General features: G+C 66.7%; 24 protein-coding genes and 2 tRNA genes. 12 read left to right on the top strand and 14 right to left on the bottom strand.

Translation table 11 applies throughout. The features are described 5' to 3' along the window. Positions 1 to 28: 28 nt before the first annotated feature. Both EU513_RS05590 and EU513_RS05585 read right to left on the bottom strand, forming a co-directional pair. Positions 29 to 1,057, bottom strand: coding sequence for a rod shape-determining protein (locus EU513_RS05590; RefSeq protein WP_281279542.1), 1,029 nt, complete (start codon positions 1,055 to 1,057; stop codon positions 29 to 31). Positions 1,058 to 1,091: 34 nt separating this feature from the next. Then, the gene (locus tag EU513_RS05585; RefSeq protein ID WP_129624901.1) at positions 1,092 to 1,352 is read right to left on the bottom strand and encodes a hypothetical protein; all 261 of its coding nucleotides are present in this window, start codon (positions 1,350 to 1,352) and stop codon (positions 1,092 to 1,094) included. A 197-nt stretch (positions 1,353 to 1,549) separates the two neighbouring features. On the opposite strand from EU513_RS05585, the gene EU513_RS05580 reads away from it, so the two are divergent. Beyond that, positions 1,550 to 2,092: a MarR family winged helix-turn-helix transcriptional regulator gene (locus EU513_RS05580; protein WP_129624900.1), complete on the top strand. Its 543-nt coding sequence runs from the start codon at positions 1,550 to 1,552 to the stop codon at positions 2,090 to 2,092. Between the two features lie 76 nt (positions 2,093 to 2,168). On the opposite strand, the gene ndk is transcribed toward EU513_RS05580, so the two are convergent. From ndk to EU513_RS05545, 7 genes are all read right to left on the bottom strand, one after another. Then, positions 2,169 to 2,591 carry a nucleoside-diphosphate kinase gene (gene ndk, locus EU513_RS05575; protein WP_129624899.1) on the bottom strand — a complete coding sequence of 141 codons (423 nt, stop codon included), beginning with the start codon at positions 2,589 to 2,591 and terminating at the stop codon, positions 2,169 to 2,171. Between the two features lie 26 nt (positions 2,592 to 2,617). Next, positions 2,618 to 3,457, bottom strand: a complete 840-nt coding sequence (locus tag EU513_RS05570; protein ID WP_129624898.1) for an undecaprenyl-diphosphate phosphatase — start codon at positions 3,455 to 3,457, stop codon at positions 2,618 to 2,620. Beyond that, positions 3,457 to 3,840 carry a DUF4233 domain-containing protein gene (locus EU513_RS05565; RefSeq protein ID WP_239702110.1) on the bottom strand — a complete coding sequence of 128 codons (384 nt, stop codon included), beginning with the start codon at positions 3,838 to 3,840 and terminating at the stop codon, positions 3,457 to 3,459. Before EU513_RS05565 ends, EU513_RS05570 begins: the two co-directional genes overlap by 1 nt. After that, complete coding sequence (locus EU513_RS05560; RefSeq protein WP_129624897.1) at positions 3,837 to 5,228, bottom strand: folylpolyglutamate synthase/dihydrofolate synthase family protein; 1,392 nt, start codon at positions 5,226 to 5,228, stop codon at positions 3,837 to 3,839. Before EU513_RS05560 ends, EU513_RS05565 begins: the two co-directional genes overlap by 4 nt. Further along, on the bottom strand, positions 5,225 to 5,755 hold the full coding sequence (locus EU513_RS05555) for a GNAT family N-acetyltransferase (protein WP_129624896.1): 531 nt from the start codon (positions 5,753 to 5,755) through the stop codon (positions 5,225 to 5,227). The genes EU513_RS05560 and EU513_RS05555 overlap by 4 nt, the downstream gene beginning before the upstream one ends. Then, positions 5,752 to 9,078 carry an isoleucine--tRNA ligase gene (gene ileS / locus EU513_RS05550; protein WP_129624895.1) on the bottom strand — a complete coding sequence of 1,109 codons (3,327 nt, stop codon included), beginning with the start codon at positions 9,076 to 9,078 and terminating at the stop codon, positions 5,752 to 5,754. Before ileS ends, EU513_RS05555 begins: the two co-directional genes overlap by 4 nt. A 338-nt stretch (positions 9,079 to 9,416) precedes the next feature. Continuing rightward, complete coding sequence (locus tag EU513_RS05545) at positions 9,417 to 9,983, bottom strand: GAD-like domain-containing protein (protein ID WP_168990161.1); 567 nt, start codon at positions 9,981 to 9,983, stop codon at positions 9,417 to 9,419. Between the two features lie 138 nt (positions 9,984 to 10,121). On the opposite strand from EU513_RS05545, the gene valS reads away from it, so the two are divergent. The 10 genes from valS to EU513_RS05495 all read left to right on the top strand — a co-directional run bounded on the left by valS (position 10,122) and on the right by EU513_RS05495 (position 20,717). Then, positions 10,122 to 12,761, top strand: a complete 2,640-nt coding sequence (gene valS, locus EU513_RS05540; protein ID WP_129624893.1) for a valine--tRNA ligase — start codon at positions 10,122 to 10,124, stop codon at positions 12,759 to 12,761. Between the two features lie 120 nt (positions 12,762 to 12,881). Then, positions 12,882 to 13,568 carry a DUF4129 domain-containing protein gene (locus tag EU513_RS05535; protein ID WP_129624892.1) on the top strand — a complete coding sequence of 229 codons (687 nt, stop codon included), beginning with the start codon at positions 12,882 to 12,884 and terminating at the stop codon, positions 13,566 to 13,568. Beyond that, positions 13,561 to 14,052 (top strand): hypothetical protein, encoded by a 492-nt coding sequence (locus EU513_RS05530; RefSeq protein ID WP_129624891.1) that lies wholly within the window; start codon positions 13,561 to 13,563, stop codon positions 14,050 to 14,052. Before EU513_RS05535 ends, EU513_RS05530 begins: the two co-directional genes overlap by 8 nt. Continuing rightward, entirely contained in the window at positions 14,049 to 15,035 is a 987-nt protein-coding gene (locus tag EU513_RS05525; RefSeq protein WP_129624890.1) for a MoxR family ATPase, read from the top strand. Before EU513_RS05530 ends, EU513_RS05525 begins: the two co-directional genes overlap by 4 nt. Next, complete coding sequence (locus EU513_RS05520; RefSeq protein WP_129624889.1) at positions 15,028 to 16,302, top strand: DUF58 domain-containing protein; 1,275 nt, start codon at positions 15,028 to 15,030, stop codon at positions 16,300 to 16,302. Before EU513_RS05525 ends, EU513_RS05520 begins: the two co-directional genes overlap by 8 nt. Next, a complete protein-coding gene (locus tag EU513_RS05515; RefSeq protein ID WP_129624888.1) occupies positions 16,299 to 16,826 on the top strand; it encodes a hypothetical protein in 528 nt (175 codons plus the stop codon). Before EU513_RS05520 ends, EU513_RS05515 begins: the two co-directional genes overlap by 4 nt. A gap of 84 nt (positions 16,827 to 16,910) precedes the next feature. After that, positions 16,911 to 17,927 carry a siderophore ABC transporter substrate-binding protein gene (locus EU513_RS05510; protein WP_240795931.1) on the top strand — a complete coding sequence of 339 codons (1,017 nt, stop codon included), beginning with the start codon at positions 16,911 to 16,913 and terminating at the stop codon, positions 17,925 to 17,927. Next, on the top strand, positions 17,924 to 18,937 hold the full coding sequence (locus EU513_RS05505; RefSeq protein WP_129624886.1) for an ABC transporter permease: 1,014 nt from the start codon (positions 17,924 to 17,926) through the stop codon (positions 18,935 to 18,937). The genes EU513_RS05510 and EU513_RS05505 overlap by 4 nt, the downstream gene beginning before the upstream one ends. Continuing rightward, the gene (locus tag EU513_RS05500; RefSeq protein WP_129624885.1) at positions 18,934 to 19,962 is read left to right on the top strand and encodes an iron chelate uptake ABC transporter family permease subunit; all 1,029 of its coding nucleotides are present in this window, start codon (positions 18,934 to 18,936) and stop codon (positions 19,960 to 19,962) included. Before EU513_RS05505 ends, EU513_RS05500 begins: the two co-directional genes overlap by 4 nt. Further along, on the top strand, positions 19,959 to 20,717 hold the full coding sequence (locus tag EU513_RS05495; RefSeq protein WP_129624884.1) for an ABC transporter ATP-binding protein: 759 nt from the start codon (positions 19,959 to 19,961) through the stop codon (positions 20,715 to 20,717). Before EU513_RS05500 ends, EU513_RS05495 begins: the two co-directional genes overlap by 4 nt. A 68-nt stretch (positions 20,718 to 20,785) precedes the next feature. On the opposite strand, the gene clpX is transcribed toward EU513_RS05495, so the two are convergent. The 5 genes from clpX to EU513_RS05470 form a co-directional block, all read right to left on the bottom strand. Then, positions 20,786 to 22,060: an ATP-dependent Clp protease ATP-binding subunit ClpX gene (clpX, locus tag EU513_RS05490; protein WP_129624883.1), complete on the bottom strand. Its 1,275-nt coding sequence runs from the start codon at positions 22,058 to 22,060 to the stop codon at positions 20,786 to 20,788. A 204-nt stretch (positions 22,061 to 22,264) separates the two neighbouring features. After that, positions 22,265 to 22,912 (bottom strand): ATP-dependent Clp protease proteolytic subunit, encoded by a 648-nt coding sequence (locus EU513_RS05485; RefSeq protein ID WP_129624882.1) that lies wholly within the window; start codon positions 22,910 to 22,912, stop codon positions 22,265 to 22,267. A gap of 29 nt (positions 22,913 to 22,941) precedes the next feature. Then, positions 22,942 to 23,529, bottom strand: a complete 588-nt coding sequence (locus EU513_RS05480) for an ATP-dependent Clp protease proteolytic subunit (protein WP_129624971.1) — start codon at positions 23,527 to 23,529, stop codon at positions 22,942 to 22,944. 275 nt (positions 23,530 to 23,804) lie between these two features. Continuing rightward, positions 23,805 to 25,190 (bottom strand): trigger factor, encoded by a 1,386-nt coding sequence (gene tig, locus EU513_RS05475; RefSeq protein WP_129624881.1) that lies wholly within the window; start codon positions 25,188 to 25,190, stop codon positions 23,805 to 23,807. A gap of 41 nt (positions 25,191 to 25,231) precedes the next feature. Continuing rightward, positions 25,232 to 25,305: transfer RNA gene (locus EU513_RS05470), tRNA-Gly, on the bottom strand. Positions 25,306 to 25,420: 115 nt separating this feature from the next. Between EU513_RS05470 and EU513_RS05465 the strand changes: the two genes are divergently transcribed. After that, positions 25,421 to 25,494 (top strand) — tRNA-Pro (locus tag EU513_RS05465). Positions 25,495 to 25,567 lie beyond the last annotated feature (73 nt).

Genomic DNA, 25,567 nt, shown 5'->3' with positions numbered 1-25,567 from the left:
GACACGAGTGGATTCGAGGGCGGAGAAGTCAGTACCGCTTGCTGTCTACCAGCACTCGCTGCAGGGTGCCGAACTCCTCGACACATCGTCCCGCACCGCGAGCGACCGAGCGCAGCGGCTCATCGGCCACGCGCACCGGTACGCCGAGTTCATGGCGCAATCGCGCGTCGATGCCGCGCAGGAGTGACCCGCCGCCGGTGAGCACGATGCCGTGATCGAGGACGTCGCCGGCCAGTTCGGGCGGGCAGACGTCCAACGTCGCGCGCACCAGTTCGCAGATCTGCAGCAGCGGCACGTCGATCGCCCGCCGCACCTCCTGGGAGGTGACCGTGACCGTCTTGGGCAGGCCGCTCACCAGGTCGCGCCCGCGCACCCGCATGGTGCGTTCTTCACGCAGCGGGAACGCCGATCCGATCTCGACCTTGATGTCCTCGCTGCTGCGCTCCCCCAGCAGCAACGAGTACTCGTTCTTCACGAACGCGACGATCGCCTCGTCGATCTCATCGCCGCCCACCCGGATCGAGCGGGCCTGGACGATGCCGCCGAGGCTGATCACGGCGACGTCCGTCGTGCCGCCGCCGATGTCGAGCACCATGCTCGCCTTGGCCGCTTCGACCGGGAGTTCGGCGCCGAGCGCAGCCGCCATCGCTTCCTCGATCACGTAGACCCGGCGGGCGCCGGCACGGGTGGCCGCATCCTCCAGCGCCCGGCGTTCGACCCCCGTGACCTCGCTCGGCACGCACACCACCATGCGCGGACGCAGCAGTCGGGACGGGTGCACCTGGGCGATGAAGTAGCGCAGCATCCGTTCGGCGACGTCGGCGTCGTTGATCACCCCGTCGCGCAGCGGCCTCATCACGTCGACGTGGCCGGGCGTCCGGCCGAGCATCTCGCGGGCCTTGGATCCGGCCGCGATGAGCCGTCCGGTGCCTACTTCGAGCGCGACGACCGACGGCTCGTCGAGCACGACGCCGCTCCCGCGTGCGTAGACGACGGTGTTGGCGGTGCCGAGATCGACTGCTAGGTCACGCCCGGTGGGCAGCAGTCGTCGGGTCACCAACTGATCGTAATTGGCTGCGCCGGTTGCCCCTTCAGTACCCGCGGTACGACCCCTTGATCGCGTCGAGGATGGCCGGGTGCAACCGGGTCGACGGCGGCATCGTGAGCTGTGCCCGATCGGACGGGAAGGTCTGCACCGCGAGGAGCACCCGCGGGTCGACGAACCTCATCGCAGGTGCATCGCCTGGCACCGCTACCCGCGGCGTGCTGCGCGCGGCGAGGTGGAATCCCCAGTCCCCGAAGCTCGGCACATCGACGTGATAGGCGGCGGTCTTCAGGCCGACACTGCGCAAGGTGGCCTGGATGTTCCAGTAGGCCCGCTGGCCAGGCGGACGACGGCCGGGTCGAGGTCGACCAGCGTCACCTGCTGAACACCGGGGTACTTCAGCACCCGCGCTGGGGACCCGTTTTTGGCCCGGTTCCGACAATCGCTGCCCGGTGGGCCGGACGTCGTGCGCAGCAGAGCCGCAGCGGTGGCACACTTGAGGGGATGAGTCCTTCCAAATCGAGACGTAAGTCGGTTCGTCAGGAGTACGAGGCCGAGGTCGCGGCGTACGTCGAAGCGGGCGGCAACGAGCAGGTCCAGCGGGTGATCACGGCCGTTCAGGGTCTCACCCGCAAGCTGTCCCAGTGGTACGCGGTGAGCCTGTCCGAGGTCGGTCTGACCAGCGGCGAGTGGTCGGTGCTGTCCAACCTCGCCCTGCAGCCGCGCGACACCGCCGTCACGCCGTCCCAACTCGCCGAGGTGGTGGCAGTGGCCCCGTCGTCGATGACGCACCGCCTGGACAAGATGGCCGAGCGCGGGCTCATCGAGCGCAGCCCCGACCCCACCAACCGCACGCGGGTGCTGGTCACGCTGACCACGACCGGGTGGGAGACCTTCCGACAGGTCATCCGCGAAAGCGACCTGCTGGAGTCCGACGTGCTGGCCCGCCTCACCGGGCCGCAGCGCGAGCAGCTGGCCACCCTGTTGGAGAAGGCGATCGCCGGGCTGGACGACCTGTCCTCCACCCGTGATCAAGCAGCTGGCTGAACCCACCCCACGTCCGGGATACGCACGGGGCCCGTCACCGATCGGTGACGGGCCCCGTGCGTTGCTCCGAAAGTGATCAGGCGAACCAGATGCCGATCTCCCGCTCTGCGGATTCCGGCGAGTCCGAGCCGTGCACGATGTTCTCCTGCACCTTCTTGCCCCAATCACGACCGAGGTCACCGCGGATGGTGCCGGGAAGCGCCGCCGTCGGATCGGTCGCTCCGGCAAGCGTACGAAAGCCCTCGATACAGCGCTGACCCTCGACGACCACGAAGGTGGCCGGACCGCTGCTCATGAAGTCGACCAGCGGTTCGTAGAACGGCTTGCCTTCGTGCTCGGCGTAGTGCTGAGCCAGTCGCTCGCGATCGGGCGTCATCACCTGCAGGGAGGCGAGGGTGTAGCCCTTGGCCTCGATGCGCCGCAGCACCTCCCCGGTGAGTCCACGGCGGTAGCCGTCGGGCTTGACGATGACCAGGGTGCGTTCGATCTGCTCGCTCACGGTGCAGAGCCTAGGACACCGCGTCGTCACGCCACCGGCGGGGCGCTGTCGATCACACCGAAGCCGAGCAGCACGAACAGGATGATCGCCAGGATGATCCGGTAGAAGACGAACGCCTTGAAGTCGTGGGTCGAGATGTAGCGCAGCAGCCAGGCGATGACCGCGTACCCGATGAGTCCGGAGATGACGGTCGCGATGACGATCGGCCACCATCCGTCCGGGTTCGGCTTACCGGCGATGTCGGCGAGTTCGAAGAAGCCGGACGCGAGCACGGCCGGGATGGCGAGCAGGAACGAGTAGCGCGCGGCGTCCTCGCGGCGGTACCCCATGAACAGCCCACCGGCGATCGTTCCGCCCGAGCGGGAGACACCCGGGATCAGCGCGCACGCTTGGGCCAGTCCGAACATGACACCGTCACGCGCGTTGAGGTTCTCCAGCGTCTTGCGCTGCGACGCGGTCGAGTCGGCGACCGCGATGACCAGGGCGAAGACCAGCAACATCGTCGCGGTGACCCACAGGTTGCGCACCGGCCCGTGGATGACGTCCTTCAGCAGGACTCCGAGCACGCTGATCGGGATGGTGCCGATGATGACCCACCAACCCATGCGCGCGTCAGGGTCGCTCCTCGGCACCTTGCCGACCAACGACAAGGCCCACTGCTTGATGATGCGGACGATGTCGCGCCAGAAGTAGACGAGCACGGCCGTCTCGGTGCCCAGCTGTGTGACGGCGGTGAAGGCCGCCCCGCCGCCGTCGTTGTCGAAGAACAACCGGCTGACGATCAACTGGTGCGCCGACGACGAGATCGGCAGGAACTCGGTGAGTCCCTGCACGATGCCGAGCACCATGGCTTGGAAGAAGTCCACTACGAAGCTCCGGAGAATTCACGGGTCAGTCGGTCCATCTTCCGACCCTGGACGAGCGCGGTGATCCACAGAGCACCGAAGACCAGACCGACGAAGAACATCATCGGAACGATGAATGCCGCTGCCAGGGTAGCCACTTCGATGACCCATCCGAGCGTCACACCCCACGGACGACGCATCGCGCCGGCGGCGACGATGCACAGCACGGCGAGCACGCACCCGACGACGAGGTAGGTGGTGTGCGAGGAATCGTCCTGCGCCTTCGCCATGCCGTAGGCCACGAGTGCCCCGAAGAAGACCACCAGCGATTGCGAGCCGATCACGATGGCGGCGAAGCGCCGCGTCATCTTCTCCCCGACGCCGTGGAAGAAGACGTCCCTCACGTGTCGGTCACCCCGAGTGCAGCGCGGACGTCGGCGGCCGTCACGACGGAGCCGGTGGCCAGTACGCCACCGCCGACACCGCCCTGTTCGTCGGCGAGATTCGCGGCCTTGTCGATCGCCGCCACCAGATGCGGCTCGACGTGCACCCGGTCCGCTCCGAACACCTCGGTGGCGAGCTCACCGAGATCGCGCGGGCTCATCGAGCGCGCCGAGGAGTTGCGGGTCACCACGATCTCGTCCAGCACCGGCTCCAACTGCTCGAGCATCGATTCGGCGTCCTTGTCGCCCATGATCGCCACAAGTCCGATGAGCCGGGTGAAGGTGAACGAGTCGTTCATCGCCTCGCGCAGCGCGAGCACGCCGCCGCCGTTGTGCGCGGCGTCGACCACGATCGTGGGTGAGCGGCGGACGATCTCGAGCCGTCCCGGAGAGCTCACTTCGGCCAGCGCGGTCTGCAGCACGTCGCGGTCCAGCGGCTGTTCCCCGCCGCCGATGAACGCCTCGACGGCGGCGATCGCCATGGCTGCGTTGTGAGCCTGATGCTCCCCGAACAGCGGCAGGAACAGGTCGGCGTACTGACCGGCCAGGCCCTGGACGGTGATCTGCTGACCGCCGACCGCGGTCTCGCGTTCGGTGATGCCGAAGGAGATGCCGTCGCGTTCGAGCTCGGCGTCGACCTCCTGGGCTCGTTCCCGGATGAGTTCGTCGGCCTCGGGCAGTTGGCGTCCGACGATCGCGATGGAGTCGGGCTTGATGATGCCGCGCTTCTCGGTGGCGATGTCCTCGACCGTGTTGCCGAGCAGGCGCTGGTGATCGACGGAGATCGGGGTGATCACCGACACCTTCCCGTCGGCGACGTTGGTGGCGTCCCACACTCCCCCCAGGCCGACCTCGACGATCGCGACGTCGACCGGCGCATCCGAGAAGGCTGCATAGGCGAGCACGACCATGACCTCGAAGTAGGTCATCCGCGGGCCACCCGCGGCCTGCGACTTCTGGTCGACCATCTCGATGAAGGGCAATGCGTCGTCGTAGACGTCGATCAACCGCTGCGGTTCGATCGGCATGCCGTTCAAGGAGATCCGCTCACGCATGTCGTGCAGGTGCGGTGAGGTGAACCGTCCGGTCGACAGACCCATCTCCCGCAGGATCCGCTCGATGATGCGCGTCGTCGTGGTCTTGCCATTGGTGCCGGTCAGATGGATCATCGGGAAGTTGTGCTGCGGGTCCCCCATCAACGTCACGCACTCGGCGACCCGGTCGAGCGAGGGCTCCGGATTGTTCTCCGGGGTACGCGCGAGGATCTCGGCTTCGATCTCCCGGATCCGCTTGTGCACCTCGAGCTTGCGCGCGGCCTCGAGTTGGGCGGCGTCAGGACGTGGGGTCATCGGTCGTTCTCCTTGGGGTTGCGCATCTTGGGGTCGCGCAGTTGCAGCCGCACCCAGATCGAGTCCGGGATGCCGGAACCGCCGTGTTCGCGCTCGTACTCCACGAATCCGTGACGCTCGTAGAACGTCGCCGCGTGATCGTTGCCGACCAGGTAGGACAGACGGACCTGCTCGTAGTCCTCGCTGTGCGCGCGATTGATCGCCGCGGTGAGCAGGCGGTGTCCGAGCCCGGCGCCCTGGGCTTCGGGGACGACGTACAGCTTCCAGATCATGAAGTGTCCGTCGAGTGGGCCGAACGAGGTCATGCCGACGATCTCGCCGTCCACCTCGGCGACCAGGACGCGTCCGGCTCGGATCGCGGGGATCGTCGCCTCGTCGGTCCACCACTTCGACAGCCCCATCGCGACGTAGTCCTTGCCGGCGATGGGCGCGTAGGTGGCGGGCCAGGTGCGCAGCCCGACCTCGATGACCGCCTGCAGGTCCTCTCCCCCGGCCTGCCGGATCACCGCGGCCGGCGCCTGGTTCACGACCGGGCTCCGGAGTCGACCTTCTTCAGCGCGACACTCGCCTTCAGTCCGTCGGACAGCGTCATCGGGGTGGCGTTCGGCAACACCTGGTCACCGCCGGCCGCACCGAGTTGGACGGCGAGGGTCTCGCCCATGATCAGGCCCTGGTGCTCCAGCACGGCTTGCCACACCGGCTCGTCACCGATGATCGCGACGCTGATCCGGTCGCTGACGTCGAGGCCGGCCTCGCGACGGGCCTGCTGGACGCCGCGGACGACGTCGCGGGCGATGCCCTCCGAGCGCAGCGCGTCGGAGACCTCTGTGTCGAGCACGACGAACCCGCCACCCGGCAGCATGGCGGGCGCCTTGGCCTGCGAAGCACCCTGGGAGACAACGGTTTCGAGCGTGTATTCGCCCTCTTCGAGGGCCAGACCACCGCTGGTGACCGTGCCGTCGTCGGCGACCGACCAGTCCTCGCTCTTGCTGCCTTTGATCGCGAGCTGAACGTCCTTGCCCAAACGCGGTCCGGCCGCACGGGCGTTGACGGTGAGTCGACGGGTGAGACCGAAGTCCTCCTCGGACGCATCCGCCAGGTCGACCAGGTCGACCTTCTTGACGTTGACCTCGTCCGCGATCAGTGCGGCGAAACCTTCGATGGCCGCGGGGTCGGGCACCACGACGGTGAGCCCGCCGAGCGGCAGGCGTACGCGTAGGTTCTCCGCCTTGCGCAGGCTCGAGGTGGTCGAGCAGACCGCACGGACGCGGTCCATCGCGGTGACCAGTGCGTCGTCGGCCGGCAGGTCGTCCGCGACCGGCCAGTCGGTCAGGTGCACCGAACGTCCTCCGGTCAGGCCACGCCACACCTGCTCGGCGGTGAACGGCAACAACGGCGCGGCGACGCGGGTCAGCGTCTCCAGCACGGTGTACAGGGTGTCGAAGGCCTCTTCGTCGGCGTCCTTGCCCACCGACCAGAACCGGTCACGGGAACGACGGATGTACCAGTTGGTGAGCACGTCGGCGAAGGCGGCGATCGAGTCACACGCACTCGCGACGTCGTACGCGTCCAACTGGTCCTGCACCTGGTGCACCAGCACGCGGGTCTTGGCGAGCAAGTAGCGGTCCAGCACGTTGGTGGACGCTGTTGACCACTTCGCCTCGTACCCGGCGGCATTCGCGTACAGGCTGAAGAAGTACCAGCTGCTCCACAGCGGCAGCATCACCTGACGCACGCCGCCGCGGATGCCCTCCTCGGAGACGATCAGGTTGCCGCCGCGCAGGATCGGGCTGGACATCAGGAACCAGCGCATCGCGTCCGCGCCGTCGCGGTCGAAGACCTCGTTGACGTCGGGGTAGTTGCGCAGCGACTTGCTCATCTTCTGGCCGTCGGAGCCGAGCACGATGCCGTGGCAAATGACGTTCTCGAACGCCGGACGGTCGAACAGCGCGCCGGCGAGCACGTGCAGCGTGTAGAACCAGCCGCGGGTCTGACCGATGTACTCCACGATGAAGTCGGCCGGGTAGTGGTGCTCGAACCAGTCGGCGTTCTCGAACGGGTAGTGCACCTGGCCGTAGGGCATCGAACCGGAGTCGAACCATACGTCCAGCACGTCTTCCACCCGGCGCATCGTGGACCGCCCGGTCGGGTCGTCGGGGTTGGGACGGGTGAGCTCATCGACGAACGGACGGTGCAGGTCGGGTTCGCCGTCGGTGTTCTTCGGCAGGGTGCCGAAGTCGGCCTCCAACTGCGCGAAGGAGCCGTAGACGTCGACCCGCGGGTACTCCGGATTGTCCGACTTCCACACCGGAATCGGGCTGCCCCAGAAGCGGTTTCGTGAGATCGACCAGTCGCGGGCGTTCTCCAGCCACTTGCCGAACTGGCCGTCCTTGACATTGCCGGGCACCCAGTTGATCTGCTGGTTATTGGCCAGCAGCTGCTCCTTGATCGAGGTGACTGACACGAACCACGACGACACCGCCATGTAGATCAGCGGGTTACGGCAACGCCAGCAGTGCGGGTAGCTGTGGTCGTAGGTCTCGCGCCGCAGCAGCACGGTGCCCTCGGTGACCGCGCCACGCTCGCCGTCGCCACGGGTGGCAGCCCGCAGGTGGTCGATGACATGCGGGTTGGCGTCGAAGACCTGCATGCCTTCGTACTCCGCCACCGGGTAGGTGAACGCGCCGTTGGGCCCGACCGGGATCACCGGGGCCATGCCCTCCCGGTCGGTGACCATCATGTCGTCCTCGCCGAATGCACCGGCGCTGTGCACCAGCCCGGTTCCGTCGGTGGTGGTGACGAAGTCGGCTTCGACGACCCGGAAGGAGTTCTCGTGGCCGAGGTAGTAGGAGAACGGCGGCGTGTAGGTGGCGCCGAACATGTCGCGGCCCTTGAGGCGGCGCACGACCTTGTCGGCCCACTCGGCCTTGGCGTCGCCGAACAACTCCTTGGCGTAGCTCTGCACCCGCGCCTCGGCGATGACGTAGCGCTCGGTGCTACCGGTGAAGTCGGACTCGACCACGACGTAGTCGATGTCGGGGTGCACCATCACCGCGAGGTTGCTCGGCAGCGTCCACGGCGTGGTGGTCCAGATCAGGAAGTACGCACCTTCGAGTTCACCGCTGCCGCAACGGAATCCCACAGTGACCGCGGGGTCCTGGCGCATCTGGTAGACGTCGTCGTCCATGCGCAGTTCGTGGTTCGACAGCGGGGTCTCGTCGTTCCAGCAGTACGGCAGCACCCGGAAGCCTTCATAGGCCAGGCCCTTGTCGTGCAATTGCTTGAACACCCACAGCACCGATTCCATGAAGGTGGAATTGAGTGTCTTGTAGTCGTTCTCGAAGTCGACCCAGCGGCCCATGCGGTTGACATAGGCCTCCCATTCGTCGGTGTACTTCAGCACCGACGAGCGCGCGGCCGCATTGAACTTCTCGACCCCCATCGCCAGGATCTCGTCCTTGGTTTTCAGACCCAGCTGGCGCATCGCCTCGAGTTCGGCGGGCAGACCGTGGGTGTCCCAACCGAACCGGCGCTCGACCTTCTTGCCACGCATGGTCTGGAAGCGCGGGACGACGTCCTTGGCGTAGCCGGTGAGCAGGTGGCCGTAGTGCGGCAGCCCGTTGGCGAAGGGCGGACCGTCGTAGAAGACGAACTCGTTGGCCCCGTCGACGCCCGCGTCCCGCTGCTCGACGGACGCCCGGAAGGTGCCGTCCTCGTCCCAGTAGCGCAGCACTGCCTGCTCGATCGCCGGGAAGTTCGGGGTCGAGGAGACACCGGCGGCCGTGGTAGCTGCAGTGGTGCCGGTGGACTCGCCGGAGTCGGCGGTGAGGTCGACCTTGGGGTACGCCATCGGGTGCGTCTCTTTCGCGTGATCATCAACTCGGTCATCGATCGAGGACGACGTCGCCGGAATCGTCCGGCAGCACCGCGGTACCACCCCGCTTTGCCGCAGCAGATGCTGCGACCGCTTGTTCGTGAGCTGTGACGGGCTCGTCCCGTCCGGGTCTACTGGGAGCTCGCGCTCTGTTCTTCCGGAAGCTCGCCGCTGATGACGGCTCGGACGCTTCTGCTGCGCAGTCTACGCCTGCATCGGGCAGCTTCTCCAACCCGCCGGCGAACGTCCTACTTCCCGGCCGAACCTATTGGGTGTACTCAGTGGGTTCGGCGAAACAGTAGGTTCGCGGAGGGTCAGCGGTTGGCTGCGGTGCCTTCGTGGATCTCGGTGAGCTTTGCGATGCCGTCGGCGAGATCCAGGGTGTCGGGGCCGACGTGCCCGCCGAGGCTGAGCGGCGGGTTGAAGCAGTAGATCTGTCCTTCGTCGAGTTCACCGAACTGCGAACGAGCGCCCCCGCGCGGACCTTCGAGATCGGCCAGGTGCGAGGACGAGCTCGGCAGGTGGTCGTTGAAGAATCCGACGACATCGGGCGCGACGAAGTTGTTGGTCACGAAGTGCGGGTCGAGGCACTGCACCGGGCCGTCGCCCTCCACGTGGTAGACGTGACCGAAGCTGGTCACGGCGAACGGGATGCTGCGGACGTCGCTGCCCAGCCAGCGCTGCAGCACCGGCGTCCACTCGGCCGGGTCGACCAGCGCGATGCGCTGTTCGCCGTAGAAGCCCAGGCCGTGGGTGCTCCACAACTCCACAAGTTCCTGCGGCGCGTGCTGCGCCGCGTACTCCAGGAAGGCGCGGCCGGGCACCTCGACGTCCGAGTCGGGGGCGTAGGTGTCGAGGAAACGCTGCACGGTGATGCTCATGCGCCACATGCTAACCAGCGCATCGCCGCAGCGCGGGCGTACAAGGGGATGGACGAGGGAGCACGGCGGTCGGTGCGAGGCGCCGAGCACTCGAAACCCGGGTGAAACGCACCCCGGGCGGATGGGAACATAGGCCGCATGACTGACGCCAACGCCACGCCCACCAGGGTCCCCGACAAGCCCACCGTCGACGGCTTGGAGGACAAGTGGGGAGCGGTATGGCAGGAGCAGGAAACGTATGCGTTCGACCGCGAGCGTGCGCTGTCGCTGCCACGTGAGCAGGTCTTCTCGATCGACACACCCCCGCCGACGGCGAGCGGCAGCCTGCACGTGGGCCACGTCTTCGGGTATACCCACACCGACTGCATGGCGCGCTACCAGCGGATGCTCGGCAAGGAGGTCTTCTACCCGATCGGCTGGGACGACAACGGCCTGCCGACCGAGCGCCGCGTCCAGAACTACTACGGCGTGCGCGGTGACCACGGTGCCGCCTTCGACCCGAACTTCACCCCGCCGTTGCAGGGCGCCGAGGGCAAGTCGGTCAAGGCCGCCGACCAGGTGCCGATCAGCCGTGCCAACTTCATCCCGCTGTGCGAAGAGCTCACGGCCGAGGACGAGAAGTCGTTCGAGTCGATGTTCCGCACTCTCGGCGCGTCGATCGACTGGAGCCAGACCTATCGCACGATCGACGACCGTTCACGCGCCGTGGCACAGCAGGCCTTCCTGCGCAACGTCGAACGCGACGAGGCCTATCAGGCTGAGGCGCCCGGACTCTGGGACGTCACCTTCCAGTCCGCGGTCGCCCAGGCCGAGCTGGAAGCACGCGACTACCCCGGCGCGTTCCACAAGGTGAGCTTCCACAAGCCGGACGGCGGCACGGTCGAGATCGAGACGACCCGTCCGGAGCTCATCCCTGCCGTCGTCGCCCTCATCGCCCACCCGGACGACGAGCGGTACCAGGACCTCTTCGGCACCACCGTCACCTCCCCGTTGTTCGGTGTCGAGATCCCCGTGCTCGCCCACCAGGCGGCGGAGCCGGACAAAGGCGCGGGCATCGCGATGTGCTGCACCTTCGGTGACCTCACCGACGTCATGTGGTGGCGCGAACTGCAGCTGCCCATCCGTTCGATCATCACGCGCAACGGCCGTATCAGCGGTGAGACTCCGGAGTGGATCACCGGCGGCGCCGGAGAATCCCTCTACGTCGAGCAGCTCGCGACCAAAACGGTGCATTCGGCCCGCGAGGCGGTCGTCACCGCCCTGCGCGAGAGCGGCGATCTGATCGGTGAGCCGGTGAAGACGCAGCGCAAGGCCAACTTCTTCGAGAAGGGCGACAAGCCGCTCGAGATCGTGACCAGCCGGCAGTGGTACATCCGCAACGGCGGACGCAGCAAGGAGTTGCAGGACGAACTCATCGCGCGTGGCCAGGAGATCGACTTCCACCCCGCGTTCATGCGCAGCCGCTACACCAACTGGATCAGCGGGCTCAACGGCGACTGGTTGATCAGCCGACAGCGCTTCTTCGGGGTGCCGTTCCCGGTCTGGTACCCGCTCGATGCAGAGGGCGAGACCGACTACGACCACCCGATCCTCGCCGCGGAAGAGACCTTGCCGGTCGACCCCCAGACTGACGTCCCGCCCGGGTACGACGCCGAACAGCGAGGTGTGGCAGGCGGATTCGTCGGCGACCCCGACATCATGGACACCTGGGCGACCTCGTCCCTCTCTCCGCAGATCGCGACGGGGTGGCCGGTCGCGAGCAACGCCGGTGAGCGCAACGACGCGGAACTCTTCGCGAAGATCTTCCCGATGGACATGCGTCCGCAGGGCCACGACATCATCCGCACCTGGCTGTTCGCGACCGTCGTCCGCGCCCACTTCGAGAACGGCACGGTCCCGTGGACCGGCGCCGCGATCAACGGCTGGATCCTCGACCCCGACCGCAAGAAGATGAGCAAGTCGAAGGGCAACGCGGTCACGCCCGAGGAGGTGCTGCGCCAGCACAGCGCGGACGCCGTCCGTTACTGGGCGCTCGCCGGACGCCTCGGCGTCGACGCGGCCTACGACGAGAGCCAGATGAAGGTCGGTCGGCGGTTGGCGATGAAGCTGCTCAACGCAAGCAAGTTCGCGCTCACGATGGGCGATGTGGCCGACGACGCCCCGATCACCAACGAACTCGACCGGTCGGTGCTCGCGAACCTGCGCGAGGTCGTCGAGCAGGCCACCAAGGGCTTCGAGACCTGGGACTACACCCGCAGCCTCGAGGTCACCGAGACCTTCTTCTGGACCTTCTGCGACGACTACATCGAGTTGGTCAAGGACCGCGCGTACGGCGGTCAGGGCGAGGCGGAGGCGGCGAGCGCCCGCGCCACGCTCCGCCTGACGCTGAAAACGCTGCTTCGTCTGTTCGCCCCGTTCCTGCCTTACTCGACCGAGGAAGTCTGGTCGTGGTGGCAGGAGGGCAGCGTGCACCGGCAGGCGTGGCCGAGCCTCGAGGAACTCCGAACCGACGGGGACCCGACGGTGCTCGGCGCCGTCGGTCAGGCGCTCGCGGGCGTCCGTAAGGCGAAGTCGGACGCCAAGATGGGCATGCGTGCCGAGGTGAGTTCGGTGACCTTCGCCGGGCCGGCCGAGATCACCGACCGGGTCCGTGCGGGCGAGGCCGACCTGCGCGCGGCGGGCAAGATCACCGCGCTGCAGTACGCGGACGGCGAAACGTTCGAGGTGCGCGACGCAGAACTGATCCCGCCGCCGCCGAAGACACCCGCGCAGAGCTGAACGACGTGCAACGCGGATCCTGTTGATCATCGACGGGGTCCGCGTTCATGTTCCAGGCCCGCAGATCGGCCCAGGATCCAGTTGCAGGACAACGTAGGACGTGACGCATAGGGTCGGTGCATGAGTCGACGGGAAGCGCGCGCGCCGTGGATGGTGCCCGTGCTGGTCGCCTCCGCGGTCTTCGGGTTGGCCACTGTTGCGGTTGTCTCCACCGGTGACCCGGTCATCGGCACGCCTACCGGCAGTCGCCCGGAGCGGCAGCCCCGACAGACGCCGACGCGCACCGACATCCCGAAACCGCCGATGGCCGGTGGCGGTGACTCGACCCCGTTGGCCTTCACCGAATGGGTGATCAAGGCGATCGTCGTGGCCGCCGCAATCGCGCTGTTGTGCTTGCTTTTGCTCGGGGTACGTGCATTGTTGCGACTGCGCTGGGAGCGCACCGTTCCGGAGCCGGAGCAGGACAGCAAAGCGGCGATCGAGGAGACGGTCAACCGGAGCCGGGAGCTGCTGCGCACCGACACCCCCTCGAACGCGGTGATCGCGTGCTGGACGGCCCTCCTGGAGGGGGTCGCGGCACTCGGACTGCAGGCACACCCGTCCGAGACGGCCACAGATGTGATGCAGCGGGTGATGTCCGACCTGGATGTCGACGACGACGCACTCGACGAACTGGCCGACCTCTACCGCGAGGCGCGGTTCTCCGACCACCCACTCACCGACGAACACCGCCTCGCTGCGCAGGACGCCCTGGACCGAATCCAGCACTCGTTCGGAGCGCGAGAAGAGGTCGGGACCCGTGAATGAGCCCGAGTTCCGGCGTTGGCTCAAACGCATCGCGATCGGCGCAGTGTTCGGTGCGAGCTTCTGGGCCGTGCTGCGTGTGTTCGACACCCCGGCGAACCTTCCGGCGCTCATCGCGGGCGGCATCGTGATCGCCGTCTGCACCGGTTACGTCCGCGATGTGCGAGAGGGGTGGTCGATCACGAACAACCTGCACACTCGGGACGAGAGCTACGAACCGTCCACCCGCAACGAGGGTCGCCTGTTCACCCTGCACAACCTCTGCTGCGACGTCACCGCCAAGACTCACCGGGTCGGGCACGCCGATCGAAACCTTCAACGGTCACTGCGCACTGTGGTGGAGCATCGGATCAATCCCTCCGGGGCACAGTTCGTCTCGTCGAAGGAACTCCCCCAGGAGTTGCGCGCCTACCTGGAGTCCGATCCCCCGCCCCGCCTGACCCGCGCCGACCTCAACGCCATCGTCGATCGAATCGAGCAACTATGACCCAGCACCTCACCGTCGCCGAGACCTCGGATCTTGCCGGCCGCCTCCTGGACCGGGTCGAAGAGGTGGTCGTGGGCAAACGTGGTCCGCTGGAAACCGTGCTGGCGACCGTCCTCGCCGGTGGGCACGTGCTGCTCGAGGACAACCCCGGACTCGGCAAGACTCTTGCCGCCCGCAGCCTGGCCCAGGCGCTGGGTCTCGACTTCACCCGTGCGCAGTTCACACCCGACCTGTTGCCGTCAGACCTCACCGGGTCGTTCGTGTTCGACCAGTCCCGAAGCGACTTCGACTTCCGACCCGGCCCCGTCTTCACCGGACTGTTGCTCGCCGACGAGATCAACCGAACGCCACCCAAGACGCAGGCTGCGCTGTTGGAGGCGATGCAGGAACGCCAGGTGACTGTCGAGGGACGCACCTTCCCCCTCCCGGAACCGTTCCACGTCCTCGCGACCGCGAACCCCGTCGAGTACGAGGGCACCTATCCCCTGCCCGAGGCACAACTCGACCGGTTCCTCACCCGCGTCTCGTTCGGATACCCCTCTGCAGCAGACGAATTGGGGGTCCTCACCCGGCGGATGAAACGCCAACAGGAGGCGACCGTCCTGGACTCCGTCACCGACCCGGCCGGCCTGCTCGCCATGCAACGGTCCGTCGAGCAGGTTCACGTCGAGGACACCGTCCGTGCATACTGCGTGAACCTCGCTTCGTCGACCCGCAGCCACCAGCACGTCCTCATCGGTGCATCACCCCGAGGATCTTTGGCGCTCATGCTCGTTTCGCGTGCGATCGCGGTGATCCGCGGCCGGGACTTCGTCACCCCGGACGACGTCAAGGCCATCGCCCCCGCCGTACTCGGTCACCGGATCAATCTGCGCCCGGAGCTGTGGATGTCGAATCTGTCCACGTCGACCATCGTCGACGAATTGCTGTCGAGCGTTCCGGCGCCTTCCGTGACCGTCGCACCCGCCCGCGTCGATGGCTGAGGACAAGCCCACCCGCTGGGTGCCGAGTTCGCTGCTGCTGCAGCTGATCCTGTGGGCAGGCGTGCTGCTCGCAGCCGCTGTCGCGTTCCGCCGAGCCGATCTGCTCGTCCTCGGTCTGCCCTTCATCGTGTTGAGCACGTGGTCCATCGCCACCCGCCCGAGGTCCCGACCGACGGTCCGGCATGGTTTGGAACGGACGACCCCGACCGAAGCCGAGCGCACCAGGTTGATCGTCGAAGCGCGCGGTCTGGACGGCGCGGAGTCGTGGACCGTCCAGACGGACCGGACGGCACGGGTGCGCTGGGACAAATCCGTGACATCGGCCCTGGCGGACGTCCACCGGATCGAGCTGACCTGGTGGCCGAGCCGAACCGGCCCGGTGTGGGTCGGCGGCGTCCACGTTCAGTTCTCGTCACCGTGGGGCGCCTACCGCTTCGGTGCGCTCCACCTACCGCCGCTCGAAGCGAGAGCCCTGCCCCGTGCCGAGGCTTTCGACAGTCGCACCCCGGTGCCACATCCGATCGGCCTCGTCGGCCTGCACCGTTCGAGTCGTCCCGGTTCCGGCACCGAGTTCGCCGACGTGCGCGAGTTCCGGCCGGGAGACCGGCTGCGCTCGGTGCACTGGCCGCTGACCGCTCGCACGGGCACGTTGCACAGTCGCACCAACTACGCCGAACAGGACGCCGAAGTCCATCTCGTGGTCGACGCTTCGGTCGACTTCGGTGACCGGTCGCGAGGGACCACGATCGACACCGGCCTGCGGGCGGCAGCGGGCATCAGCGAGTTCTTCCTGCGCCAGGGTGACCGGGTCGGGCTGCGAGTGGTGGGCAGCGAACGACCGTTGAATCTGCGGCCGTCCCTCGGTCTGCAGCACCATCGCCGTGTGCTCGATCTGCTCAGCGCCGTGAACCCCGGCCGGCTCGGTGATCGAGATGCGTCCGGCTTGCGATGGAACATTCCGTCGGGAGCCACGGTCGTCATGATGTCGCCGCTGCTCGGTCAATTCGCCTCGACCGTCGCGGCCACCCTCGCAGCACGCGGTCTCACCATCGTGGTCGTCGACACTTTGCCGACCGAACCACTCGACGCAGTACAGGACCCGGGACACCTGATCGCCATGAGGATCCGGCTTCTCGAGCGGCAGATGGAGATCGATGCCCTGCGTCGTCGCGGAGTGCCGGTGGTCGCGTGGCATGGGCCGGGAACGCTGGACGATGTCATGCGCCGGTTGGCTCGGCGACCTCCCGCGCGGGCGGCTGCCCGATGAGCCGGCTGCTGTCCCGATGGGCGTCGATGCACCGGGATCGCCGCATCGCGCACCTGACGGCGTGGATGTTCGTCGCGCTGTTCGCTGCTGTCACCTCGTTCGGCGGAGCACCCGATCCCATACCCCTGATCACTCTCGCCGTGGCAGCGTGGGTCACCGCCTTCGAGACCACCGGCGCCTCCGTCGGGCTGCTCGGTCTGGCCGCCGTCTGGACCTGGGTCTCCGCCGGTTTCGCCCCCGACACCTGGTGGAGCCTGCCCGCGGCGCTGTGCCTGCTGGGGTTCCAGTGCTGCTTCCTGCTGGCGACCGGTGGCGCGGATCAGACGTCGATCGCGAGACCGGTGCTGAACCGCTGGGCCACTCGTACCCTCACAGCGAGCGCTCTCGTCGCAGCGGGCGCATCCCTGGTGTTGCTCGCCACCGGCGCACCGCGCCCATCGGCCGGCTGGCTCGTGCCGCTCGGACTCTTCGTGATCGCCGCCACCTTCGTCGCCGTCGCACGTACGCACGTCCCGACCGACTGACCGGCCGAGTAGACCCCCGGGTTGGACGATTAGGTGCGCCTTAGTTACCTTAGGCACCTTATGCAGCCTCGGAAAGGTTTCCCCGTGCTCGTCTCCGCTTCACGCTCAGCCCGCACCATCGCCCTGACCGCCGCACTCGGCCTGGTCCTCACCGCCTGCGGCTCTGCGTCCGCCGAGAAGAAGACCGAGACTGCCGCCGGTACCGGCCAGAACTCCGCGACCTCCGCCGACAAGGCCAACGGCACGGTGATCGTCAAGGACGCTCAGGGGCGTTCGGTGAAGGTCGCCGCGAACCCCGGCAAGGTCGTCGTCCTCGACTGGAGCGTCGCCCGCAGCCTGACCCAGCTCGGTGTGCCGATCGCCGCCCTGCCGAAGGCCAACGGTGAACTACCCACCGACTTGACGCCGCTGAAGTCGGTCAAGACGGTCGGCACGCTGTTCGAACCCGACTATGAGGGCATCGCCGAACTCGAGCCCGATCTGATCATCATCGGTGGCCGTTCGGGTAATGCGAAGGTGCTGAAGGAAATGAGCAAGATCACTCCCAATGTGATCGACATGTCCGTGCGCACCGATGACCCGAAGCAGCGCATGGAGGTCATCGCCGACCGCTACGAGACGCTCGCCTCCATCTGGGGCAAGTCCGCGCAGGCCAGGACGAACCTCGCCGCGATGGACAAGTCGATCAGTGATGTCAAGACCAAGGCCGCCAAGGCCGGCGGCACGACGATGTTCGTCCAGGTCTCCGGCGGGAAGGTCGGCGCGTACGGGCCCGGCTCGCGCTTCAGCGCCGTCTGGTCCGAGTTCGGATTCAAGCCGGTGAACGCACCGTTGAAGAAGGACGGTGGTCACGGCGACGAGATCAACCAGGAGTTCTTCCTGAAGTACAACCCGAGTCGCATCGTGGTGCTGGACCGCAGCCGCGCGATCGGCCAGCCCGGCAAGCCCGCGCTCGACGTGTTGAACTCCGGGCTGGTCAACAAGACCGACGCCGCAAAGAACAAGAAGATCTCCACCGTCGACGGCTTCTCCTGGTACCTCGCCTCGGACACGCCGCTGTCCTACATCGCCGCTGCGAACGACCTCACCAAGGTGCTGTGAGCGCTTCGGCCACCGCAGTGAAGGCGTCCGGGGAGGGTCGTTCGCTGCGTCCGTCCCCGGTGTCCGTGGCCGGCGTCCTGGTCGTCGTCCTGAGCGCACTGTCGCTCGGTGTCGGCGTCGCGGGCGTCGGCCCGCTCGACGTCTTCAGCCCGAACGCCGCGCAGTGGGAAATCCTGCGCGTCTCGCGCATCCCTCGATTGGTCGCGCTGCTGCTGGCAGGTGCCGCTATGGCGGTCGCGGGTCTGATCATGCAGCGAATCACCGGCAACCGCTTCGTCTCACCGAGTACCTCGGGCACCGTCGAGGCCGCCGTGCTGGGCGTCATCGCCAGCGCGCTCCTCGTCCCGTCCGCCGGCCTGCTGGCGCAGATGGGTTTTGCGATCGGTACCGCGATCATCGGCACCATCGGATTTCTCTTCCTGCTGCAGACCCTGAGCCGGGCCGACACGCTCACCGTCGCGCTCGTGGGCATGATGTACGGCGGTGTCCTCGGCGCGGTCGGTGCCTACCTGGCTTACCAGGCCGACCTGATGCAGATGCTCGAACTCTGGACGACCGGCGCCGGTTCGTCGCTGCGCGAAGGCACCTACGAACCGCTCTACCTGGTGCTCGCCGTCGGCGCGATCGGCTATTTGTTCGCCGACCGCTTCACCGTCGTCGGTATGGGTGAGGACGTCGCCACCAACCTCGGCGTCAAGTACCGCAGCGTCCTGTACATCGGCCTGGTGGTGGTCTCGATGATGGCCGCGCTCGTCGTGGTCGTCGTCGGGGCGATCCCCTTCCTCGGCCTGATCGTGCCGAACATCGTCTCGATGATGCTCGGCGACAACGTCCGACGCGTGCTGCCGATCACCGCGCTGGCCGGCGCCGGTTTTGTCGTGGCCTGCGACCTGGTCGGACGCTTGGTGCGATTCCCGTACGAGGTGCCGTTCGCAACCATCGCCGGCATCATCGGTGCCGCAGTGTTCATCGTGCTGATCCTGCGGGCTGCGCGAGGTGACCTGCGATGACCACGACCGCCACGCGCCCTGCCGATCACGCACCTGCCGACCGGCCCATCGTCACCGAGTTCGAGCGTGCCCGCCGCCGTCGGATCCACACCGGACTCCTGGTTCTGGCGGCCGTCGCCGTTGCCGCCGTCGCGGTCTACCAGTTCTGGGACCTGCCGAGCGCCAGTTCCTACGCGCTCGACCTGCGCCGTCGCCAGCTCGCGACCCTGGTCATCGCCGGCGTCTCGTGCGGTGTCTCGGCCGTTCTCTTCCAGACCCTCGCCGGTTCTCCCCTGCTGACTCCCGGAGTGATGGGATTCGATGCGCTGTACGTGCTGCTCGGCACGCTGATCGTGCTGATGCTCGGCACCGACACGCTCGTCGGCATGTCACCGGTCACCACGACTGTTCTGAATGCCGCAGCGTTGAGCCTGTTCGGCGTGGTTATCTTCGGACTGCTGTTGCATGTCTCCGGGCGCAACCTTGTGGTGATGGTGCTCATCGGGATGGTGTGCAGCGCGTTGTTCTCCTCGTTGGGGTCCTTCGCCTCCCGGATGCTGTCCCCCACCGACTTCCTGACCGTGCAGGACATCATGTTCGCCTCCTTCAGTACGGCCGACGAGTCGGTGCTGAAGGTGACAGCAGTCCTCACCGCCGTGGCTGTGGCGGCATGCGTTCCACTGCTGAAGTACCTCGACCTGCTGAACCTCGGCACCGAGCGCGCGATCATCCTCGGCCTGCGCTACCGCTTGGTCGTCGGCCTGACGCTCACGGTGATCACCGTGCTGGTCGCCAGTTCCACGGCACTGGTCGGACCGATGACCTTCCTCGGCCTGATCGTCGCCAATATCGCCCGCCAGGTCGTCGCCTCCCCCGGGCATGGTCCGTTGATCCTCGGCGCGATGCTGGTCGGCATCTGCGCCACGGTGTTCGGTCAGTTGCTGGTCAGCCGTGTCCTCAACTTCGGCGCGCCGCTGTCGGTCGTGATCAATCTGATCGGCGGCGCCTACTTCATCTACCTGCTCATGAGGAGAGTCCGCCTGTGATCGAGCTCCACGACCTCACCGTCCGCTACGACGAGGCCACCGTGCTCGACGTCCCGTCCTTGTCGATCCCGGACGGTCGCCTGACGGCGCTCGTCGGTCCGAACGGAGCGGGCAAATCGACGCTGCTGTCGGTGACCGGGCGTCTGCTGAAGCCCACCGACGGGCGCGCCCTGGTCGGCGGGCTCGACGTGCAGCACAGCCCCAACGTCGAGATCAGCAAGGTCGTGTCGATCCTGCGGCAGGAAAACCACCTCACCGCGCGGCTGACCGTCGCCGATCTGGTCCGCTTCGGACGTTTCCCGCACTGCAAGGGACGCCTGCGCCCCGAGGACCACCGCCACGTCGAGGAGGCGATCCGTTTCGCCGATCTGGTCGACCTGCGCGACCGCTACCTCGACCAGCTGTCCGGCGGCCAACGACAACGCGCGTTCATCGCAATGGTGCTCGCGCAGGACACCCCACACATCCTGCTCGACGAGCCACTGAACAACCTCGACATCAAGCACGCGGTCGCGATGATGCAACGCCTGCGGTCACTGGTGCACGACCTCGGCAAGACCGTCGTCGTTGTGCTGCACGACATCAACATCGCCGCCGCCTACTGCGACCAGATCATCGCGATGCGCGACGGTCGGGTGCTCGCGCAGGGCTCCCCCGAACTCATCATCGACCCGGACGTGCTGCGTGAGGTGTACGAGGTGGACGTCGAGGTGCTCGAGGCGCGCGGACGCCGCGTGGCCGTCTACTTCGAGTGAGTCCGCCACGCGACCAAACAGATCGGCCCCCTCGAGATGGATCTCGAGGGGGCCGATTTCGTTGTCTGTCAGGCAGATTCCTTGCGCTGCGTGCGCTTGCGGGGCTCGCGCTTCACGATCGTCGGCAGGACGTTGTCGAGCACGACCTCACGAGTGACCACAACACGAGCGATGTCGTCGTCACTGGGGACGTCGAACATGACCGGCATGAGCACCTCTTCCATGATCGCGCGCAGGCCGCGAGCGCCGGTGCCCCGCAGGTTCGCCTGCTCGGCAACGGCCTCGATCGCGTCCGGGGTGAACTCCAACTCGACGCCGTCGATCTCGAACATCTTCTGGTACTGCTTCACCAACGCGTTGCGCGGCTCAGTGAGGATCGACACCAGGCCGTCGCGGTCGATCGGCTCGACGGTGGTGATGACCGGCAGACGCCCGATGAACTCGGGAATCAGACCGAACTTCATCAAGTCCTCGGGCAGCACCTCGGCGAAGCTGGACATCGGGTCGGACGCCTGACGCAGTTCGGAGCCGAAGCCCAGGCCCTGCCGGCCGGCGCGGCTCTCGATGATCTTCTCCAGGCCGGCGAACGCTCCACCTACGATGAACAACACATTGGTGGTGTCGATCTGGATGAACTCCTGGTGTGGGTGCTTGCGTCCGCCCTGCGGGGGCACCGAGGCGCTGGTGCCTTCCAGGATCTTCAGCAGCGCCTGCTGCACGCCCTCGCCGGAGACGTCGCGGGTGATCGAGGGGTTCTCGCTCTTGCGGGCGACCTTGTCGATCTCGTCGATGTAGATGATGCCGGTCTCGGCCTTCTTCACATCGAAGTCGGCGGCCTGGATCAGCTTCAGCAGAATGTTCTCGACGTCTTCACCGACATAACCGGCCTCGGTCAGCGCGGTGGCGTCGGCGATCGCGAACGGGACGTTGAGCATGCGGGCGAGGGTCTGCGCCAGGTAGGTCTTGCCGCACCCGGTCGGGCCGATCAGCAGGATGTTGCTCTTGGCGATCTCGACACCGTCGGCGTCCTTCTTCGGCGCCTGCTCGGCGGCCTGGATGCGCTTGTAGTGGTTGTAGACCGCGACGGCCAGCGAACGCTTGGCGGGAGTCTGACCGATGACGTACTGCTCGAGGAACTCGAAGATCTCCTTGGGCTTGGGCAGCTTCTCCAGGCCCAGCTCGCTGGTCTCGGCCAGCTCTTCCTCGATGATCTCGTTGCACAGGTCGATGCACTCGTCGCAGATGTAGACGCCCGGTCCGGCGATGAGCTTCTTGACCTGCTTCTGGCTCTTTCCGCAGAACGAGCACTTCAGCAGATCGCTGCTCTCTCCCATACGTGCCACGCGCTTCCTTCTCCCTGCTCGACTCGTCATGCGTCCTTGGTTCGCATGACTCGGACGACGCTACCTGCTGGCTACGACATCCACCTTCATTGAACCCCGGTGTCGGGCGTCGCGTCACGCGTGTCCGCCGAGGGCTTAACGCTGAGGGCCCCGATCCACCCGGGATCGGGACCCTCACGTCACGTGCGCACCATCACCGGGCGCTCACGGCTGAAGCGAGGCCTTACGCGAAGCCAGCACCTCGTCGATGAGGCCGTACTCCTTGGCCTCGGCGGCGGTCAGGATCTTGTCGCGCTCGATGTCACGCTCGACCTGCTCCTTGGAACGGCCGGTGTGCGTGGCGATCGTCTGCTCCAGCCAGTCACGCATCCGGAAGATCTCGTTGGCGGTGATCTCCAGGTCGGAGGCCGTACCGCCCGAGCCCTCCATCGCCGGCTGGTGGATCAGGATGCGCGCGTTCGGCAGTGCGAACCGCTTGCCCGGTGCACCCGCGCCGAGCAGGACGGCGGCAGCCGAGGCGGCCTGACCGATCACGAAGGTCTGCACATCCGGCTGGATGTACTGCATCGTGTCGTAGATCGCGGTCAGCGCGGTGAACGAACCACCCGGGCTATTGATGTACATGAGGATGTCGCGGTCGGGGTCCTGGCTCTCCAGCACGACCAACTGGGCGATGATGTCGTCCGCGGACGCGTCGTCGACCTGCACGCCGAGGAAGATGATGCGGTCCTCGAACAGCTTGTTGTACGGGTCGGACCGCTTCATGCCGTACGAGGTGCGCTCCTCGAACTGCGGAAGGATGTAGCGGTTGCTCGGCGGCACGTAGAGCCCGCCCTGGTTGTTCGAATTCATCTGTGCTCCAAGCGGATTCATCGAGTAGCTCATGCCTGCACCTCACCCGGGGCGTCGACCGAACGCTCGAAGACGTGGTCGACGAAGCCGTACTCCTTGGCCTCACGGGCCGAGAACCAACGGTCGCGGTCGGAGTCCTTCTCGACCTGGTCGACCGACTGGCCGGTGTGCTCGGCGATGAGTTCGGCGAGTTCCTTCTTCATGCCCAGCAGCAGTTCGGCCTGGGTACGGATGTCGGAGGCCGTACCGCCGATACCACCGGAGGGTTGGTGCATCATGATGCGCGCGTGCGGGGTGGCGTAGCGCTTGCCCTTGGTGCCGGCCGAGAGCAGGAACTGGCCCATGGAGGCAGCCAGGCCCATCGCCACGGTCGCGACGTCGTTGGGGATCCAGTTCATCGTGTCGTAGATCGCCATACCTGCGGTCACCGAACCACCGGGGCTGTTGATGTACAGCCAGATGTCCTTCTCCGGGTCCTCGGCCGCCAACAGCAGCAGCTGCGCGCAGATGGCGTTCGCGTTGTCGTCGCGAACGTCCGAGCCCAGGAAGATGATGCGTTCCTTGAGCAGCCGGTTGTAGATCTGGTCGTCGAGGCCGGCGACCGGCTGGGTGGCCATGCCGACCGGCGTGCCGACCGGCGCGTTGCTGCGCTCCGTCATCGTTACTCCATCTGTTCGTTCTGTCGTTCCTACGGGACCGATGTCCACTTCCACTCGACCCTAACGCGCACCACCGACGGTTTCGTCCCGACCCGGACCCTTGTTCGCCCTGAGCGCAAGAGCCGCCGTCCGCACATTTTTCGGTCGGTCCGCCCCGGGGACGGCGAAGGCGCACGAGCGGGTGCTCGTGCGCCTTCACACGGTGTTCGCGCAGTGGATCGTGCGGAGCCTGATCAGGCGTCCTTCGTGCCCTCGTCCTCGACCTCGGTCGAAACATCGGCGGTCTCGGTCTCGGTCTCCGTCTCGACGTCGTCCTCGTCGCTGCCGCCGAGTTCGCCGTCGAAGTCGTCCTCGACCTCCATCTCCTGGTTCAGGTCGACGGTGTTGCCGTCGGTGTCGACAACCTCGACCTTCTCCAGGACGGACGCCAGCGCCTTGCGCCGACCGACCTCGGACATCACCTGCGGCACCTGGCCCTGCTGGTCGAGCGCCTGCGCGAAGGTGTTCGGGTCCATGCCGTACTGCTGCGCCGACATGATGAGGTACTCGATGAGTTCCTCCTGGGAGACCTTGACGTCGTCCTGCGCCACAATCTTGTCCAGCAGGATCTGTGACTTCAGCGCCCGGCGGGTCGACTCGTCGACCTCCGCGCGGTGCTCGTCGTCGTCCATGCGGCCTTCGCCCTCGAGGTGGTTGTTGACCTCGGCGTCGATGATGCTCTGCGGCAACGCGATGTCGACATTCTCGAGCAAGTGCTCCAGCACCTTGTCACGCGCCTGCACACCCTGCTGGAAACGCTTGGAGTTCTCCGCCTGCTGGCTCAACTGCTCACGCAGTTCGTCCATCGTGTCGTGCTCGGAGGCCAGCTGGGCGAAATCGTCGTCGAGTTCGGGCAGCTCGCGCTCCTTGACCGCCTGCAGCGTCACGGTGCAGGACGCGTCCTGACCCTCGTGCTCGCCACCGGCCAGCGCCGCGGTGAAGTCCTTGGACTCGCCGGCCTTCAGGCCCTCGAGTGCCTCGTCCATGCCCTCGAGCATGTTGCCCGCACCGACCTCGTAGGAGATGCCCTCGACGCTGTCGATCTCCTCGTCACCGATGGACGCCTTGAGGTCGATCGTCACGAAGTCGCCCTTGGTGGCGGCGCGCTCGACGGTCTTCAGGGTGCCGAAACGCTCACGCAGCGCCTCGACCTCGGCGTCGACGTCCTCGTCGGTGACCTTCAGCGGGTCGACCTCGACCTTGATGACCGACAAGTCGGGCAGGTCGAACTCGGGAAGCACGTCGACCTCGGCGGTGAAGACCAGCGGGTCGTCGCCCTCGGTCGGAGCGCCGGTCACGTCGACCTCGGGCTGACCCAGCGGCTGCAGGTCGTTCTCCTCGATGGCCTGGGCGTAGAAGTTCGGCAGGGCCTCGTTGATCGCCTCGCTGACGACCGCACCGCGGCCGAAGCGCTGCTCGATGATCCGGGCCGGCACCTTGCCCTTGCGGAAGCCGGGGATCTGAACCTGGTTGCCGATCGCGGTGTACGCGGCGTCCAGGCTCGGCTTGAGCTCCTCGAACGGCACCTCGACGGTCAGCTTGACCCGGGTCGGGTTGAGGGTCTCGACGGCGCTCTTCACTACAGGCACTCCAAAGGGTTGGGAACGGTCTCGCTCATTACTGGAGCGGGCGACGAGAATCGAACTCGCGTAATCAGTTTGGAAGACTGAGGCTCTACCATTGAGCTACGCCCGCACGGAACACCGGCGACCTTCGCGTCGGGCGGCCCGACGTCCGGTCTGATGTACCGAGGGGTTAGCCTACCTACTCTGCCGACCGCAGCAAAAACCGGTCGGCAGACATACCGATACGGGGTATGGCGCAGCTTGGTAGCGCGTCCGCTTTGGGAGCGGAAGGCCGCCGGTTCGAATCCGGCTACCCCGACGTCCGGGCTTCGCCTGTACTAGATGCGCGAGTTATCGACGGTCGCGCAGGTCATAGCGTGCGCAACTGTCGA

This window comes from Yimella sp. RIT 621 (assembly GCF_004146205.1).
Classification (GTDB): Bacteria; Actinomycetota; Actinomycetes; order Actinomycetales; family Dermatophilaceae; genus Yimella; species Yimella lutea.
The sequence above is the reverse complement of the archived record's forward strand: the minus strand, read 5'-3'. Positions and strand labels throughout refer to the sequence as shown.